Below are 15,917 nucleotides of genomic sequence, written 5' to 3'. Positions count from 1 at the left end.
CCTTCTGATGACATCGAGGAACGACCCCAACTCAGCTCCGCGCTATGCCTATGTGGGATCGCGCACCACGCGCGAAAGAAATGCCCGGGGTGAAGGTATCAGCGTCTATGCCATCGAAGCCGATGGAAGACTGCGCCTGATGCAGGTTTTTGGTGGGCTCGTGAACCCATCGTTCCTGGCGTTGAACCGCGACCGTAGCCGCCTGTACACGGTGCATGGCGACGGCCACGAGATCAGCGTGCTGGCCATTGACCCGGAACACGGCACGATCTCGCTGCTGCAGACACAGGAGTGCGGTGGCCTCAATCCGGTGCATCTCGCGCTGGATCCAACTGAACAGTGGCTACTCGTTTCCGATCACCTCGGCGTCGGCCGCCAGGGCGGCGCTTTGCTGGTGATGCCGGTGCGCCCCGATGGAACCTTGGATCCGGTAATCCAACGCGTGGAGATGACGGGGACACCGGGACCACACCGAAAGGAACAGCCGCACGCCAAGCCGCACTTCAATCCGTTTGATCCCAGTGGCAAATTCGTAGTGGTACCCGACAAGGGATTCGACCGCGTGTTCGTGTTTCCGTTTGATGATGGGCGGATCGACACGGATGCCCAACGTTGGGTCGATACACGCACGGGAGCCGGTCCCCGGCACATCGCGTTTCATCCAACACTGGCCACCGTTTATGTGGTGAACGAACTGGACTCCACCGTCGCGGCGTACCGGTTTGACACGGCGACGGGCGGGCTTTCTCCATTCCAGGCGCTGTCCACGGTGCCAGATTCATTCACAGGCAACAACACAGGCTCGGAAATCGCGATATCCCGATGCGGAGGACAGCTCTATGCGTCCAACCGGGGGCATGACAGCATCGCGGCATTTGGCGTCGATTCGACGACGGGGCGGCTGACTTTTCAAGGCGCGACCTCGTCACTTGGCAAGACGCCCAGATTCTTCGCGCTGGAGGACGAACAGTCGCGAATGTATGTGTTGAATGAGGACAGCGATTCGATCATTGTCTTCTCCACTGATTCCACCGATGGAGTCACGCTCGATGTCATTCAACAGATTGAATCTGGCAGTCCCGTGTGTTTGGTAATCTAACTTTTCGGCGGTGATGGGATCCACGCATGCAGCAGGGCTGCAGCCGTGACCGCGACAAGTCCTATGGCAGAGGTTCCAACGGCCAGCGAACCCAGGGAAACGATCAACGACAGCGCCGCGGTCCCCGCAATGGCTCCGATGTCCGCCAGGAGGCGCCATACGCCCAAGAAATAGGCCCGGCCCTGGGCTGGTGCGTGGTCGGCGCCCAGCGTCATGTTCATTCCTGAACCAATCCCGTTGCCGAAGCCGATCGCCATGGCTGCGAGCAGCATGGTGGAAAAACTGGCGGTGAACGGCATCGCCAGCATGCCAGCCCCCATGATGAGCATGGAAGGCAAGGCCACCCAGCGACGACCCTTCAAATCCATCACCTTGCCTGCGGGATAGAACACCAGCATTTCGATGCCCCCGGCCAGACCATAGATCAGCGACGACACCGCGGGCGACAGGCCTAGGTGGTCTGCCCAGAGCGGCAACACCACCTGGCGGGCAGCCCGGACGGCGCCCACCAGTGCAATCGCGACCCCCAGGGTGAGGAACACCCGGCGGTGGTCTGCGAATGTCGTCAACACGGACACCTGGGCCTGCTCCTGCGCGGGTGTGGGCGCGCCCGACGCCTTGAGATCCTTTATTCCGGCTGCAAGGCTCGCCGCGGACAGCGCGGCGATGATTCCCACGGCGAATGCTGCGGAAAGACCGTAGAAGTGGATCACTGCGGCGCCGGCAAAAGGCCCGATGAACGTTTCGATCCGCACCACCCCACCCAGGCTGGACAGGGCCCGTGCCCTGTGGCTGATAGGCACGACCTCCGTCGTGTAGCTTTGGCGGGCCAGGCTGTAGACACCCTGCGACATACCGATCATGAAGCACCCGACGTCCAGCATCCCGAAGTGCGTTGCAAAAAGGCCGACGGCCATGCCCAGGGCGCTCCACACCCCGGCTCCCACGATGCAGGAGCGCTACCCCAGCCGGGTGATCATCACGGATGCTGGCACATTGTTCAGTACGCAGCCTATGCTGATCAGCATCACGGCCAACGCAGCCATCGGCACCGATGCGCCCAGCTCCCGTGCCAGCAGGGCCACCACAGGGAGGATCGCTCCTTCGCCGATGCCAAACAGCAGCGACGGGCCGAACGCCGCCAAGGCAATCTTCTTGAATGAAAAGTCGTTCACGTAGTCTGATTGTGGCCTTGCCCTGCCATGCTACGGGACTTCAGCGTTCAAAGCCGCTTTGCGCTTATGGCTAGAGTGGCGCCTTCTCTCTCGATAGAGACAAGCTTCTGAGCGGCAAATCAACCGAGCCCAGGTGAGGTACCCGCGGGAGGTCGAAGAGTTTCTCTATCGAAATTCCGCCATCCAGGACGTGCAGGTGTTTGGAGTGCCGTATCTGAAATACGGTGAGGAACTGTGCGCATGGGTTGTCCTTCGCGACGGTGCCACGCTCAGTGAAGATGAGTTGCAGTCGTTTTGCAAAGGGCAGATCGCGCACTACAAGATTCCTCGGTACATCCGCTTCGTCGAGAGCTTTCCAATGACGGTCACCGGAAAGATCCAGAAGTTCGTGATGCGGGAGATGATGAAAGAAGAACTTCGTCTCAACGACGCAGCCTCTGCGTAAGGCGTGACTGAGATATCTGTCGATCTGGGCGTTTCGAAAGAGCGCAAGGTCTTTTGTTCTTACCGGACGACAACAACGGACACGCGGGCGCATCCGTCGTCATACTGGGTTGGCGGAATACGCATAAAAACAGTCAATTTAGCCACTGTTCTGGAGAGCCTGAAACTTCTAAAGTACTTGAAATCGGGTGCCATGCCATTCCCGGGCATCCACGCAACCTGACCGCTTCAGCTTCTGACAGGCCCTCTATGAATGCTCGCGAAATCTTTGTTGTCGCCACCGCTCGTACCGCCATTGGCACCTTTGGCGGTGCGTTGAAGGATGTGCCAAACACCCAGTTGGCAACCACTGCGGTCAAGTCTGCATTGGAACGCAGCGGCATTGCGCCCGACGCCATCGGGCATGTCGTCATTGGGAGTGTGATCCCCACCGATCCGAAGGACGCGTACCTAAGTCGCGTCGCCGCCATCGATGCGGGGATACCGATAGAGACCCCAGCATTCAACGTCAATCGTCTGTGCGGCTCTGGGCTTCAGGCCATTGTTTCGGCTGCGCAGGCCATTGCCCAGGGCGACTGTGAGATCGCTATCGGCGGGGGGTCGGAGTCGATGAGCCGCGGTCCATACATTGATACTTCGGCGCGCTACGGTGCCCGCATGGGCGATGCGACGCTTGTTGACTACATGCTCGGCATCCTGCATGACCCCTGGGAAAAGATCCACATGGGCATTACCGCAGAGAACGTAGCGGAGCGCTTCAAGATCTCGCGCAAGCAGCAGGATGAACTGGCGGTTCTCAGCCAGAAACGCGCGGCCGCTGCCATTGCTGCGGGTCGCTTCAAGGAACAGATCGTTCCGGTGGAAATAAAGACCCGGAGGGGAGTTTTGCTGTTCGACACCGATGAGCACGTGCGCGGCGACACCACGGTCGAGTCCCTCGCCGCAATGAAGCCCGCCTTCAAGAAGGACGGGTTGGTCACAGCCGGAAACGCCTCCGGGATCAACGATGGCGCAGCTGCCGTGGTGTTGGCGGAAGGGAATCGCGTGAATGCGCTGGGCCTCAACCCGCTGGCTCGCTTGGTGGGCTATGCGCATGCGGGTGTGGAGCCTGCCTATATGGGTATCGGCCCCATTCCGGCTACGCGCAAGGTGTTGGCACGCACGGGCCTGAAAGTCCAGGACCTCGATGTCATCGAGTCGAACGAGGCATTTGCGGCACAGGCCTGTGCGGTGATTCAGGAGCTTGGCTTCGATCCGGACAAGGTGAATCCGAATGGCTCCGGCATCTCGCTGGGTCACCCTGTCGGTGCAACGGGCGCAATCATCACGACGAAGGCAATCGCTGAATTGCACCGCATTGGTGGACGTTATGCGCTGGTGACGCTGTGCATCGGTGGAGGGCAGGGCATCGCAGCCATCTTCGAACGTGTTTGATTAAGTATCGCTCTCGCCTGCCACGCCCTATCGCGGTGAGAGCTCTGTGATTTTCAGGGTGTCGAGTTCGATGCCGCATCATGTATGGGTACGCGCGTACCTCGGAGGCGCAGTTCGATCTTGCTGCGGTGGTGGACTTCGTGCGTGCCCGAAGCGGCAATGCCCGTGTCAATTTGATTGGTTGGTCTTGGGGCACGGCGCTTGCAGGTGGCTTCACCGCGGCGAACAACGGGGCGGTGAGGCATCTGGTCTTGTTTGCCCCGCTGTGGCTGATCCGCAATACGCCTAGCATGACCATGATGCGATGGGCCATGGCGGGCCTCCCGCCTTCGTTGGCCCCTGGTGCCCACCTGAGCGACTTTCGAGCCATCAGCAAGGCAGAGGCGCGCCAGCGCTGGGTGCGCGGCCTTTCTGCCTCCTTGGCAGAGCAATTGATGTCTCAAGCGGAATTCGACAGCTGGTGGAACGCGCTGTCCAGCATTCAAGGCAAGCCCGGGGATGCAAGCGAGGCGGTACTGTCGCCGAACGGCGTGATTGTCGATTTGATGGAGTTGTGGTCTGCCGGCCGGCCTACTTATGAGCCCGAGCGCATTCGCGTGCCTACGCAATTGCTGCTGGGCGAATGGGACGTGGATACGCCGGTGTACATGGCGCAGGAATTGTTTTCCAAGCTGGAGCAGGCGCCCTACAAACGGCTGGAAGTGCTTGCGCGCGGTACGCACTCGATGGTGTTGGAATTGAACCGGATCGAGCTGTACCACCGGAGCCGTGAATTCTTGGAATTACGTTTCCTGTGACGGATATGGCATTGAATGTGTCATATTTGCCAATGGCTCTAAGTGCTGGGTAGCTGGACACTGCTGATTCTTACTTCTCCGAATTCATCATGAAAAGACAGCACGTTGGCGTGATCGGCGCCGGAACCATGGGCAACGGCATTGCACAGGTGTGTGCGCTTGCCGGACTCGACGTCACGATGCTCGACGTCTCCGAAGAGGCACTCGGACGCGGTATCTCGACCATTGCTGCCAGCCTGGACCGGCAGGTAAAGAAAGAAAAACTCGCGCCGAGGGCAAGGATTTGACCTTGCCAGGATTCATCCGACGGTCTCCTATCAGGATCTGCGCGGTGCTGGCCTGGTGATAGAGGCGGCTACCGAAAGGCTCGATATCAAGCTGCGCATCCTCCGTGACATCGAGGCAGTGGCCAGCGACGATGTAGTGATTGCGACCAAAACCTCGTCTATTTCCATCACGCAGCTGGCTGCCGTCCTGAACCGGCCGGATCGTTGCATCGGCATGCACTTCTTCAACCCAGTTCCTGTGATGGAACTGCTGGAGTTGATTCGCGGGTTGCAAACCTCGGATCTGGCACACGAACAGGCCTTGGCCTTTGCACGGGCGATCGGCAAGAGCGCGATCACTGTCAAGAACAGTCCCGGGTTCGTAGTGAACCGCATTCTTTGCCCGATGATCAATGAGGCCATCTACGTCCTGCAGGAAGGGCTCGCCAGTGCTGAGGAGATTGACGTCGGGATGAAGCTCGGCTGCAATCATCCGATTGGGCCTTTGGCATTGAGCGATCTGATCGGTCTGGACACGATGCTAGCAGTGATGCAAGTGTTCCATGAGGGATTTGGCGATCCGAAGTACCGGCCTGCACCCCTGCTCAAGGAGATGGTGGATGCTGGCCGCCTGGGGCGCAAGACTGGCCAGGGCTTCTACACCTACAGCGGTCGTTGACCAATTGGAGGGCTGAGGGCGATGCACAGCGCCTCGGTCCTTCTCCAGTGCATTTTGATTGAGGCCAAGCCATGAGAATTTCCAAGCGCGCTGAGCGCATCGAGCCGTTCTATGTGATGGAGGTGGCCAAGGCCGCTTCGCAGTTGGCTCGTGAGGTCGCCTGTGGCGACAAGCCCATGGTCTACCTGACCATTGGCGAGCCGGACTTCACTGCCCCGCCTCTGGTGCAGGAGGCCGCCGTGAGCGCGGTGCGGAATGGCACGACGCAGTACACACCGGCTATCGGGTTGGAGCCTTTGCGCGAGCGCATCAGCAACTGGTACAGGCAGCGTTTCGGCGTGAACGTCCCAGTACGCCGGATCGCGGTGACCGCAGGCGCCTCGGCCGCGCTGCAACTCGTTTGCCAAGCCTTGATCGAGGCTGGCGATGAAGTCCTGATGCCCGACCCGAGCTATCCGTGCAACCGGCACTTCGTGATTGCCGCAGAAGGCCAGCCCGTCATGGTGCCCACCACGGCAGCCGAGCGGTATCAGCTGAGCGCGGAAAAGGTCGAGGCCCATTGGGGCGAGAAAACGCGTGGCGTGCTGCTCGCCTCGCCGTCCAACCCCACGGGAACGTCCATCCATCCTGAAGAACTACGCCGCATCCATGCCTGCGTCCAGGCCAAGGGGGGTGTCACGCTGCTCGACGAAATCTACCTCGGGCTGAGCCACGACGATGCTTTCTGTCAGACCGGCCTGGCCATAGACGAGAACGTGATCAGCATCAACAGTTTCTCTAAGTACTTCTGCATGACAGGGTGGCGCTTGGGCTGGGTGGTGGCGCCAGAACCCCTGATCCCGGTGATTGAGCGTTTAGCGCAGAACTTCTTCCTCTGCCCCAGTACCGTCGCCCAGCATGCCGCACTGGCTTGCTTCGAGCCCGACAGCATCGCCGAGTACGAGCGCCGACGGGCTCAGTTCAAGGCGCGCCGCGACTGGTTCATCCCGGAACTGGAGAAGATCGGGTTCAAGGTTCCGGTGGTGCCCGATGGCGCGTTCTACGCATGGGCGGATTGCTCGTCGTGGTTCGACGCCTGGAACGTTTCGAACAGCTGGGACTTTGCGTTCGAGGCCATGAAGCGGGTCCACGTTGCGATCTCGCCTGGCCGCGATTTCGGCACGGCCGAGTCGGCGAGGTTCGTTCGTTTCTCTACCGCCAACTCGATGGAGCAGTTGCAGGAGGCTGCAACCAGATTCGCCGATCTGCGCCCGTGACGCTGAACAGGTAGGCGTGGAACGCGTCACGATCAGCCGAAGATCCACCGGAGCGCCTGCACTCTTATCAGAGGCGCAGTCTGGAGGCTGGTCGACGACATGGCGCCACCGCTGTATTGAGGCTATTGCGATGCTTCACGCATGTGCTGATCTGGACCCTCGCGATGCGCATGCGCGCATCCTGGTGGCGGGATCCCCGTTCTTCGCGAGTGACGTGATTCGGAAGAGCGAGAGCCATGGGCAGGCTGCGCAGGCGATTCTCCACAACCGGTGGCAACGCGACAGGTCAATTTTTTCGCTGGGCAAGGAAGCGAGACACCTGCGAGTCATCGGTTTTTGGGTGCGCACCGCTAGGCGACCGGCGGCACAACACGGGAAAGGAGTATGAACATGGGAACAGCGGGCCACCTAGCGCAGACGTCGGTGCTTTCCTTCGTAGAGCGATGGCCGTGGTATCACGCACTGACTCCCGAATTGCGTTCGCTGGTCATACAGACGGCGACCGAACGCGTTGCCGACGCGGGAGAGTACATCGCCCGCGCGGGAGCCCCTTGCGCGGATGGGTATGGACTCATGCAAGGTTTCCTGCAGATGTATGTGATCGGCACCCGCGGGTCTGAGACCACGCTGTATTGCTTGAGAGAAGGCGAGTGGGGCGGTGAAGGATCCCTACTGAAAGGAGAGCCCCGCCGGTATGACCTGCGTGCCCTTACCCCGGTCAGGCTGTGCACGATTCCATTGAAGACATTCGAGCTATTGCGTAACTCGTCAATCGAGTTCAATCAATTTCTCTGCGAGATCATGAATGCCCGCATGGGCATTTTTGTCGGGATGCTGGAGGCCTCCCGACTGCTCGGGCCGGAGATGCGCGTGGCGAGAACACTCATGATGCTCGCCGATGGTCAAGCTAGCGATGCGCAAGAGATTTCGATTTCGCAGCATCAGTTGGCCTTGATGTGCGGACTATCGCGCCAGCGAGTCAACATGGCGCTCAACACGCTGAAGCAGTCAGGGTTGGTCCGCTGCGAGCGTCGGTGGGGTTTCGTCAGTGTCCACGCACCACGTTTACGCAATTATGTAACCCTGCCGAATTGAGAGGGTGTCGCTCCGTAGGAGAGCGCCGCCACACCCGATGGCGTATCGCTCACCGGCTACGAAGAGATCTCAGGCGGCTTCTCAGCAATTGGCCCGCTGTCCGTGGCAGTGAAATCCTGTTCAAAGTGGGAGTTGAGACGTTAGCTTGATCTTTTGCATGGGGATCTCGGTCTTGACACTTTGAACTCCTTTTATGCGCGTCAGATGCTCACCTTGGAAGCGTCTGTAGGCGTCGAGGTCAGCCGCAACAACGCGAAGCAAGAAGTCACAGTCACCCGCCATGAGATGGCATTCAACGATCTCAGGGAACCGCTGAACTTCAGCCGTAAATCCATCGATGGTTCGCGCATCCTGGCTTGTTAGCCAGATGCGGACAAAGACAGTCAATCCGATGCCGAGTTTTGACGGGTTCAAGAGAGCGACATACCGCTCGATGGCTCCGCACTCTTCAAGGAGCTTGACTCGACGTAAGCACGGAGACGGCGACAGTCCTACCTTCTCCGCTAGATCCACGTTTTGGATGCGCCCATCTTCTTGAAGAGCCTGGAGTATTCGGCGGTCAATCGCATCTAGATCTTTGACGATGTTGTTTTGCATGGCATTGGATTCTGTATTTTATAAAAAACAAGCTACTGTATGCCGAAATTGAATTCTTATTGGGCATAAACGCAATCAAATTCTATAAAGATTGGCCTAATATTGCAATTCTGTTTTTCATGATGATGCACCCCGAATCAAGGAGTTGAAGAGTGACGTCAAGTTCATCGCTGCGCTTTCCTGTGGAAAGTCATCTATTCCCAGTGGGTGCGGATCAGAGGCAGGCACTGCTTCAAGACCCACTGTTTGGCCAGGTTTTCACCGACCACATGGTCACCATCAAATACTCCAAGAATCAAGGCTGGCATGACGCAAAAATCGGCCCTCGCCAGGCATTGAGCCTCGACCCGGCAGCGCTAGTGTTTCATTACGCGCAAGAGATCTACGAAGGCATGAAAGCCTATCGCCTGGATGGAGGTGGAACGGGGCTGTTCCGTCCCGAAGCGAATGCGCGCCGTTTTCGCCGTTCGGCCGCCCGCCTTGCTATGCCGCCGTTGCCCGAGGAGATGTTCATTGAATCGGTGCGTGCACTGGTGCGAGTGGATAACGCTTGGATTCCTTCTACCGAAGGCTTCGCGCTGTACCTGCGGCCATTCATGATCGCAACCGAATCCGTTCTCGGGGTCAGGGCGTCGGCCGACTATCTCTACTGCGTCGTCGCATCGCCAGTTGGACCTTATTTCAGACGTGAAGCTACCGCAGTGACACTTTGGGTGTCGGACAACTTCACGCGCGCCGCGCCTGGTGGAACGGGGGACGCCAAATGCGGCGGCAACTATGCGGCCGGTCTAGCGGCGCAGGCCGAGGCAATCCGCGAGCAATGTGACCAGGTGATTTTCCTTGACGCTGTGGAGCGCCGTTGGATCGAAGAGCTCGGTGGGATGAATGTCTTCTTCGTGTTCGCCGATGGATCGATCCAGACGCCTCCTTTGAGCGACACGATCCTGGCGGGCATCACCCGCGAATCGCTGATCACATTGGCCCGCGACATGGGACTGATTGTTCGTGAAGAGCCTTACTCCATTGACCAGTGGCAAGACGATGCCAAGAGTGGCCGGCTGCTGGAGTCTTTCGCTTGCGGCACGGCAGCGGTGGTTGCGCCAATTGGAGAAGTCAAGGGACGCAAACATCGCTTCGTCATCGGCGATGGGGGCCCAGGTCCCATCACCGAGCGACTGAAATCTGCACTGACGGACATTCAATTGGGGCGTGCCCCTGACACGCGTGGCTGGCTAGATCGGTTGGCATAAAAAGAACGGAACACTATGCGGATTTTCCAGATAGAACTGAGCGCTTTGCTCGCGGCCGTCCTGCTGGCCGGCTGCGGCACCACGGTACCCTCGCTTAACTACAGCGTGCCCACGCAGCCAGAGGGCTCGTCCGGCTACACGGAGAAACCCGGCTGGCAAACAGCTAAGTTTGCCGTCGCGGCGGCTAACCCACTGGCCACCGACGCTGGTTTCCAGGTCCTCAAAGCCGGTGGCAGCGCTGTGGACGCGGCCATCGCCGTGCAAATGGTTCTCACGCTGGTGGAACCACAGTCCAGCGGCATCGGCGGCGGCGCGTTTCTCATGCATTTCGATGGCAAGTCGGTCGAGGCCTATGACGGCCGCGAGACCGCCCCTGCTGCTGCCGACGAAAACCTATTCCTCAAACCAGACGGAACGCCCATGGCTTTCATTGAAGGCGTCGTGGGTGGACGCTCGGTGGGTGTGCCAGGCACCGTGCGCATGCTGGAACTGGCCCACCAGCAGCACGGTAAGCTGCCCTGGGCTAGTCTTTTCCAGCCAGCCATCACCTTGGCCGAACAAGGCTTCAAGGTCAGCGCCCGGCTGAACACGCTGCTGGCGGCTGAACCGCACCTCAAAAAAGACCCAGTTGCAGCCGCCTACTTCTACGACGGCAGCGGCCAGCCCTGGCCCGTGGGGCATGTCCTGAAGAACCCAGAGCTGGCCCAGGTGCTTCGGGACATCGCGGCAGGGGGTTCCAAGGCGCTGCTCGAAGGCCCCGTGGCCCAGGCTATCGTGGACAAGGTACGCTCCCATCCGTCCAACCCCGGCCGAATGACCCTGGCCGACCTATCCGGCTACCAGTCGCGCAAGCGCGAACCGCTGTGCCACGACCACGCCGTGCTACCGCAGAAGGTGTACCGGCTTTGCGGATTCCCACCGCCCAGTTCGGGCGCCATCGCCATCGGCCAGATGCTGGGCATACTGCAGAACACAGCGGGTGCCGCGCTTCCCCTGGGGCAAGACGGCCTACCCACCGCCGATTGGCTTCACTTCTATACCGAAGCCGCCAGGCTGGCGTTCGCCGACCGAGCACTGTATGTAGCCGATCCCGATTTCGTGGCCCCGCCCGCAGGTTCGTGGATGAGCCTGCTGTCGCCAGACTACCTGGCCGATCGCGCGCGGCTCATTGGCAACCAGTCTATGAAGGTTGCCCAGCCCGGCCACCCGGGAGGCACGCAGACCAGCTTCGCCCCTATGCCCGATCAGCCAGAGTACGGCACGAGTCACATCAGCATCGTCGATGCCCAGGGACGTGCTGTGGCCATGACCACCACCATCGAGGACGTCTTCGGTGCGCGGCAGATGGTCAAGGGTTTCCTGCTCAACAACGAATTGACCGACTTCAGCTTCGCGCCGCGTGACGCCAAGGGCAACGCTATCGCCAACCGCGTGCAACCGGGCAAGCGCCCGCGTTCGTCCATGTCACCCACACTGGGATTCGACAAAACCACCGGCCAATTGGTCATGAGCGGCGGCAGCCCCGGTGGCGCGTTGATCATTCATTTCACGGCCAAGACCTTGTGGGGCACTCTGCACTGGGGCCTGAACGCGCAGCAAGCAATCAACCTGCCCAACTTCGGCTCGGCCAACGGTCCCACGCTGCTCGAAGAAAAACGCTTCCCGGGAGCTACCGGCGAGGCACTCAAGGCTCGGGGTCACGAGGTCCGGGAGATGAACATGACAAGCGGTCTGCAGGCGATCCAACGGGTGCCGGGCGGCTATTTCGGCGGAGCCGATCCGCGCCGCGAGGGCGTGGTCATGGGGGACTGACGGCATGCACCCCGCATGCAACCAATTCAGCCCGTCCCCGGACGCTGCGCAAGCGCAGGGATATTCGCTCATTTTTCAAAACAGGAGTTCTATATGACCCATTTCACAGCAGCTCAGGGCTTCATGGGGCCTTTTTCCCATGACGGGAGAGCCAGTATTGCCCCCAATCCACCGTGGCATTACGCGGCCGACTTCATTACGATCGAGTGTTGGTCGGAGCCCTCCGCCGTTGAGGCGCTGCTGCCGCCTGGTCTGAGTCTCCACCCTGACGAACGCGGGCTGATGACGGTCTCCTTTGTCGATTGGCAAGCTTGTACTGACACTGGGGGCGAATTGCTGGACCCTATTCGGGCCCAGTACCGTGAGTGCATCGTGCTCGTGAGCGTCCAGCATGAGGGCAAGCTCATGCAGTATTGCCCTTACATCGTGGTTGACCAGGATACGTCGCTCGCGCGCGGCTGGGCTCTGGGCTATCCCAAGAAGATCGGCTCGGTGTGGATCACGCGTTCAATGGGCGTACCTTCTATTGCTTCTCCGAGGCTCGAGCCTGGTGCGACCTTTGCTGGTACGGTTGCAGTCAAGGATAGGCGTTTGGCGGAAGGACACGTGAAGCTCTCTGGCCCTGCGGACACGTCGGCGGTCACTTTTGGGAGCCGGCCAATCGTTGCCCTTCGACACTTCCCATCGATGTTCGAGGGGCAGCACGATCAGCCGGCTGTCTACGAACTTGTGCGGCTCCAGGCTGAAAACGTACAGGCCAGCCCTGTCTGGAAAGGTGATGCAGCATTGACGATCTTTGATTCGCCCACGGAGCCCCTTGCTGCCCTACGTCCAACCAGGATCGGTCGCGGCTGGCGGTACTCGCTTGCGATGACGAACCGAAACAACTATCTGCTTCGGGACCTTCGCAGCATCGCCCAACCTGGTTCGTCTGAGGAGAAATGACATGGACTCTTTGCAGCTTCAACGTACTTACCTTGATCTCACGACGCCGCACGTCGCGGATGCATGCATGCGTCTGGGTATCGCGGTTCGCTGTGCACCCGCTGGACTTCGTCCCTTGTGGAGCGAATCTCATATCGTCGGTCGAGCATGTCCTGCTCGGCACTATGGCAGCGTAGACGTTTTTCTCGAAGCGATCGATCGTGCAGTTCCCGGTGATGTTCTGGTGGTCGACAACGGCGGGCGGCTGGATGAGGCCTGTGTTGGTGACCTCGTAACTCTGGAGACGGCCCTGGCTGGCCTCCGCGGTATCGTCATCTGGGGATTGCATCGCGATTCATCTGAATTGCGGACCATCAGGCTACCGATCTTCAGCCTTGGCACGTTGCCGACGGGGCCGCAGCGTTTGGAGACGCAGGAGGCTGCTGCGCTCACTTCCGCCAAGTGTGGAGAGCATGAGGTCACCTCCGAAGACTTCGTCTTGGCAGACGACGATGGGGTGATCTTCATGCCCCTGAGCCAAGCCAAAGGCGTGGCGGAGCTCGCTGCCGCGATTCGCGACACAGAGCGCAGTCAGGCGGCACGCATGCAACTCGGTACGAATTTCAGAAAGCAGGCTCGCTTCGATGAATTTCTGGCGGCCAGGACCGCTGACGAGAGCATGACGTTCCGACAACATCTGCGCTCAATCGGTGGTGCGATCGAGGAGTGAATCTCTGGCAGAGAGCATTGGGACAGCCGGACTTCAGTTCTCTTCCATTTCTTGTTTATAGAGCCATCTTCAATGACTAAAAGTTCATCGAGAGACAACCATGCCGCACAAGCCCGCGTCGCCATCGATGCGACGGCGCCGTATGGAGGAAGCGAACGCAGCACAGATCGGAAATGCAAGAAGGTCACCACTTCGCGAATTACCGAAATGCGAGCCAGTGGGGAGAAGATTGCGGTGCTTACGGCCTATGACGCCACATTCGCGGCAGTCGCAGATGCCGCGGGCGTCGACTGCCTTCTGGTCGGCGACTCTTTGGGAATGGTTTGCCAAGGCCGGACTACCACGGTGGGCGTGTCACTCGAAGAAATGCGGTATCACACCCAATGCGTATCCCGGGGACTGGAACGCTCGCAGGGCTGCTCCCTAATCGTTGCTGATCTTCCTTTCGGCAGCTATCAGCAGTCGCGTGAGCAGGCCATTGCGTCGGCGGCACTTTTGATGCAAGCGGGCGCCCATATGGTCAAGCTCGAGGGGGGTGGGTGGACCGTTGACGTGGTGGACTTTCTGGTCGAGCGCGGAGTTCCTGTTTGTGCGCACCTGGGATTGACGCCGCAAACGGTGTCGGCGTTGGGTGGATATCGCGTGCAGGGGCGTCAAGAAGAGGTCGGCGACAAGATCCGACGCGACGCGTCAGCACTTGAGGCTGCTGGCGCCTCGATGATGGTGCTTGAGATGGTCCCCCGGCAACTTGCGACCCGCATCTCCAGTGACATGAAGTCTTGTGCCACGATCGGTATTGGGGCTGGTAGCGGCACGGCAGGACAGGTCCTGGTGATGCATGACATGCTGGGACTCAATTTGGGGCATATGGCAAAGTTCGTGCGCAACTTCATGCGCGATGCGTCGGCCGTGGATGCCGCCTTTACAGCCTATGTCGCGGCGGTCAAGGATGGCTCGTTTCCAAACGACGAACAGCACGCTTGGTAGTCCCTGCATACATGCCTGCTCGGTAACGGCCAGGGCATATCTATTCCTAGAAGTAGACCTATGTTCCCCTCTGCTCGCCCGATTTCAGCCAGCGTAGCACCGCAAATGTCGAAAACGGCCATGAATATGGCGTTTCAGCCAATGTAAGGAAGGCCTGCGACGAGTAACACTGGGAACGTAGCGTGCCACACATGGAGCGAGAGCGCAGCACTCGCTCCATGTGTGGCTGTCCAACGACCATTCATGGTTTTCATTCGTAACTTTCATCATGAGCCTCCAGTCCGTCAAACAGTTTCTCGCCGAGAAGGCCCCGGATCTTTCGATCATTGAGGTGGACTCGAGCGGCGCTACGGTTGCAATGGCGGCCACGGCGTTCGGTGTAAATCCAGGACAGATTGCCAAGACGCTGTCTCTGAGCGTAGGCGAGCAAGTCATCTTGCTCGTCGCCCGAGGCGATGCTCGACTTGACAACAGAAAGTACAAAGACCAGTTCGGGGCAAAGGCCCGCTTCCTCGCGGCGAGTGAGGTGGAGAAGGCAACGGGTCACCCAGTTGGCGGCGTTGGGCCCTTTGGGCTTGCCAGTCAGCTCGATGTCTATTGCGATGTCTCGCTGCGGATCTTCAGCGAAGTACTTCCCGCTGCTGGCGCAAACAATGCAGGTGTCAGGGTCTCGCCTGAGCGGATGGCGCAACTTGTCAACGCACGTTGGGTGGATGTCATGCAGCATGAAATTGCCGCCGATTCGCCGGCTTGTTGATTTCCACCCGGAACTGACCCACTGACCCCCAGGAGGGGGTGCGGACGAAAACTTGGACTACCAAGAGGTAGTTCATGTATTCCTACGAAGACCGAATCCGAGCCGTTGAGCTCTATATCAAGCTGGGCAAGCGCGTCAGACCCACTATCCGTCAGCTGGGCTACCCCACCAAAAATGCATTGAAAGGCTGGTACCTTGAGTATCAGCAGCGCCAGGACCTTGCCCCTGGCTATGCAGGTAGAGAACCCAAGTTCTCACAGGCTCAGAAGGTTGCAGCCATCGAGCACTACCTGACCCACGATCAATGCATTGCGGCCACCATGAGGGCCCTGGGCTATCCTGGGCGTGGAACCCTGACCAAGTGGCTTCGTGAAGCCCTTCCTGACGTCAGGAGAGCCGTTGTTGGCAGTGTGGGCCAACGAAGGTATCCCGATTCCTTGAAGCAGGTGGGAGTGATGGAGCTTTGCACCCGGCAGGAAAGTGCGCAGGCGGTGGCCAACAAGCTCGGCGTGTGCCGGCCGACGTTGTACAACTGGAAGAACCAGCTTCTGGGACGTGAGGCACCCGCATCCATGAAACACACCGATCAATCACCGCAGGCGCGAGAGCGGGAAG

General features: G+C 59.5%; 15 protein-coding genes and 2 pseudogenes. 14 read left to right on the top strand and 3 right to left on the bottom strand.

Features of this window, described 5'->3' with window-relative positions:
* Positions 1–7 precede the first annotated feature (7 nt).
* Positions 8–1,099 (top strand): lactonase family protein, encoded by a 1,092-nt coding sequence (locus tag ACSQ3D_RS27255; RefSeq protein ID WP_436128928.1) that lies wholly within the window; start codon positions 8–10, stop codon positions 1,097–1,099.
* On the opposite strand, the gene ACSQ3D_RS27250 is transcribed toward ACSQ3D_RS27255, so the two are convergent.
* Positions 1,096–2,046, bottom strand: coding sequence for an MFS transporter (locus ACSQ3D_RS27250; RefSeq protein WP_436128927.1), 951 nt, complete (start codon positions 2,044–2,046; stop codon positions 1,096–1,098). The two genes, ACSQ3D_RS27255 and ACSQ3D_RS27250, sit on opposite strands and share 4 nt — an antisense overlap.
* A gap of 12 nt (positions 2,047–2,058) precedes the next feature.
* A complete protein-coding gene (locus tag ACSQ3D_RS27245; RefSeq protein WP_436128926.1) occupies positions 2,059–2,274 on the bottom strand; it encodes a hypothetical protein in 216 nt (71 codons plus the stop codon).
* Positions 2,275–2,413: 139 nt separating this feature from the next.
* Between ACSQ3D_RS27245 and ACSQ3D_RS27240 the strand changes: the two are divergent.
* The 6 genes and pseudogenes from ACSQ3D_RS27240 to ACSQ3D_RS27215 form a co-directional block, all read left to right on the top strand.
* Positions 2,414–2,719 (top strand): annotated as a pseudogene (locus ACSQ3D_RS27240) (AMP-binding enzyme); the annotation flags it as partial.
* Between the two features lie 248 nt (positions 2,720–2,967).
* A complete protein-coding gene (locus ACSQ3D_RS27235) occupies positions 2,968–4,152 on the top strand; it encodes an acetyl-CoA C-acyltransferase family protein (protein WP_436128925.1) in 1,185 nt (394 codons plus the stop codon).
* An 80-nt stretch (positions 4,153–4,232) separates the two neighbouring features.
* On the top strand, positions 4,233–4,949 hold the full coding sequence (locus ACSQ3D_RS27230; protein ID WP_436128924.1) for an alpha/beta fold hydrolase: 717 nt from the start codon (positions 4,233–4,235) through the stop codon (positions 4,947–4,949).
* Between the two features lie 89 nt (positions 4,950–5,038).
* Positions 5,039–5,894: pseudogene (locus ACSQ3D_RS27225) on the top strand (3-hydroxybutyryl-CoA dehydrogenase).
* A 71-nt stretch (positions 5,895–5,965) separates the two neighbouring features.
* Positions 5,966–7,150, top strand: coding sequence for a pyridoxal phosphate-dependent aminotransferase (locus tag ACSQ3D_RS27220; protein ID WP_436128923.1), 1,185 nt, complete (start codon positions 5,966–5,968; stop codon positions 7,148–7,150).
* A 390-nt stretch (positions 7,151–7,540) separates the two neighbouring features.
* Entirely contained in the window at positions 7,541–8,245 is a 705-nt protein-coding gene (locus tag ACSQ3D_RS27215; protein WP_436128922.1) for a Crp/Fnr family transcriptional regulator, read from the top strand.
* A gap of 120 nt (positions 8,246–8,365) precedes the next feature.
* Here the strand turns inward: ACSQ3D_RS27215 and ACSQ3D_RS27210 are convergent, their stop codons facing one another.
* A complete protein-coding gene (locus ACSQ3D_RS27210) occupies positions 8,366–8,842 on the bottom strand; it encodes an Lrp/AsnC family transcriptional regulator (RefSeq protein WP_436128921.1) in 477 nt (158 codons plus the stop codon).
* A 152-nt stretch (positions 8,843–8,994) separates the two neighbouring features.
* On the opposite strand from ACSQ3D_RS27210, the gene ACSQ3D_RS27205 reads away from it, so the two are divergent.
* The 7 genes from ACSQ3D_RS27205 to ACSQ3D_RS27175 all read left to right on the top strand — a co-directional run.
* The gene (locus ACSQ3D_RS27205) at positions 8,995–10,092 is read left to right on the top strand and encodes a branched-chain amino acid aminotransferase (protein WP_436128920.1); all 1,098 of its coding nucleotides are present in this window, start codon (positions 8,995–8,997) and stop codon (positions 10,090–10,092) included.
* A gap of 15 nt (positions 10,093–10,107) precedes the next feature.
* Complete coding sequence (locus ACSQ3D_RS27200; RefSeq protein ID WP_436128919.1) at positions 10,108–11,904, top strand: gamma-glutamyltransferase family protein; 1,797 nt, start codon at positions 10,108–10,110, stop codon at positions 11,902–11,904.
* A 93-nt stretch (positions 11,905–11,997) separates the two neighbouring features.
* On the top strand, positions 11,998–12,849 hold the full coding sequence (locus tag ACSQ3D_RS27195) for an acetoacetate decarboxylase family protein (protein WP_436128918.1): 852 nt from the start codon (positions 11,998–12,000) through the stop codon (positions 12,847–12,849).
* Position 12,850: 1 nt separating this feature from the next.
* Positions 12,851–13,558, top strand: a complete 708-nt coding sequence (locus ACSQ3D_RS27190; protein WP_436128917.1) for an RraA family protein — start codon at positions 12,851–12,853, stop codon at positions 13,556–13,558.
* A gap of 72 nt (positions 13,559–13,630) precedes the next feature.
* Complete coding sequence (gene panB / locus ACSQ3D_RS27185) at positions 13,631–14,545, top strand: 3-methyl-2-oxobutanoate hydroxymethyltransferase (protein ID WP_436128916.1); 915 nt, start codon at positions 13,631–13,633, stop codon at positions 14,543–14,545.
* A 268-nt stretch (positions 14,546–14,813) separates the two neighbouring features.
* Positions 14,814–15,302: a YbaK/EbsC family protein gene (locus ACSQ3D_RS27180; RefSeq protein WP_436128915.1), complete on the top strand. Its 489-nt coding sequence runs from the start codon at positions 14,814–14,816 to the stop codon at positions 15,300–15,302.
* A 74-nt stretch (positions 15,303–15,376) separates the two neighbouring features.
* Positions 15,377–15,917: transposase (locus tag ACSQ3D_RS27175; RefSeq protein ID WP_436128914.1), on the top strand; the 541-nt coding region annotated here is incomplete at its 3' end.

It is taken from the genome of Acidovorax sp. LjRoot117, assembly GCF_964252695.1.
Lineage (GTDB): Bacteria > Pseudomonadota > Gammaproteobacteria > Burkholderiales > Burkholderiaceae_C > Acidovorax.
This window is presented reverse-complemented; position numbering and strand designations above follow the sequence as displayed.

Excerpts from the sequence above, each read along its gene's own strand:
- ACSQ3D_RS27230 (WP_436128924.1), top strand. The coding sequence starts at position 4,233 with ATGTATGGGTACGCGCGTACCTCGGAGGCGCAGTTCGATCTTGCTGCG.
- ACSQ3D_RS27220 (WP_436128923.1), top strand. The coding sequence starts at position 5,966 with ATGAGAATTTCCAAGCGCGCTGAGCGCATCGAGCCGTTCTATGTGATG.
- ACSQ3D_RS27190 (WP_436128917.1), top strand. The coding sequence starts at position 12,851 with ATGGACTCTTTGCAGCTTCAACGTACTTACCTTGATCTCACGACGCCG.
- ACSQ3D_RS27180 (WP_436128915.1), top strand. The coding sequence starts at position 14,814 with ATGAGCCTCCAGTCCGTCAAACAGTTTCTCGCCGAGAAGGCCCCGGAT.
- panB (WP_436128916.1), top strand. The coding sequence starts at position 13,631 with ATGACTAAAAGTTCATCGAGAGACAACCATGCCGCACAAGCCCGCGTC.
- ACSQ3D_RS27210 (WP_436128921.1), bottom strand. The coding sequence starts at position 8,842 with ATGCAAAACAACATCGTCAAAGATCTAGATGCGATTGACCGCCGAATA.
- ACSQ3D_RS27200 (WP_436128919.1), top strand. The coding sequence starts at position 10,108 with ATGCGGATTTTCCAGATAGAACTGAGCGCTTTGCTCGCGGCCGTCCTG.
- ACSQ3D_RS27235 (WP_436128925.1), top strand. The coding sequence starts at position 2,968 with ATGAATGCTCGCGAAATCTTTGTTGTCGCCACCGCTCGTACCGCCATT.
- ACSQ3D_RS27255 (WP_436128928.1), top strand. The coding sequence starts at position 8 with ATGACATCGAGGAACGACCCCAACTCAGCTCCGCGCTATGCCTATGTG.
- ACSQ3D_RS27195 (WP_436128918.1), top strand. The coding sequence starts at position 11,998 with ATGACCCATTTCACAGCAGCTCAGGGCTTCATGGGGCCTTTTTCCCAT.
- ACSQ3D_RS27215 (WP_436128922.1), top strand. The coding sequence starts at position 7,541 with ATGGGAACAGCGGGCCACCTAGCGCAGACGTCGGTGCTTTCCTTCGTA.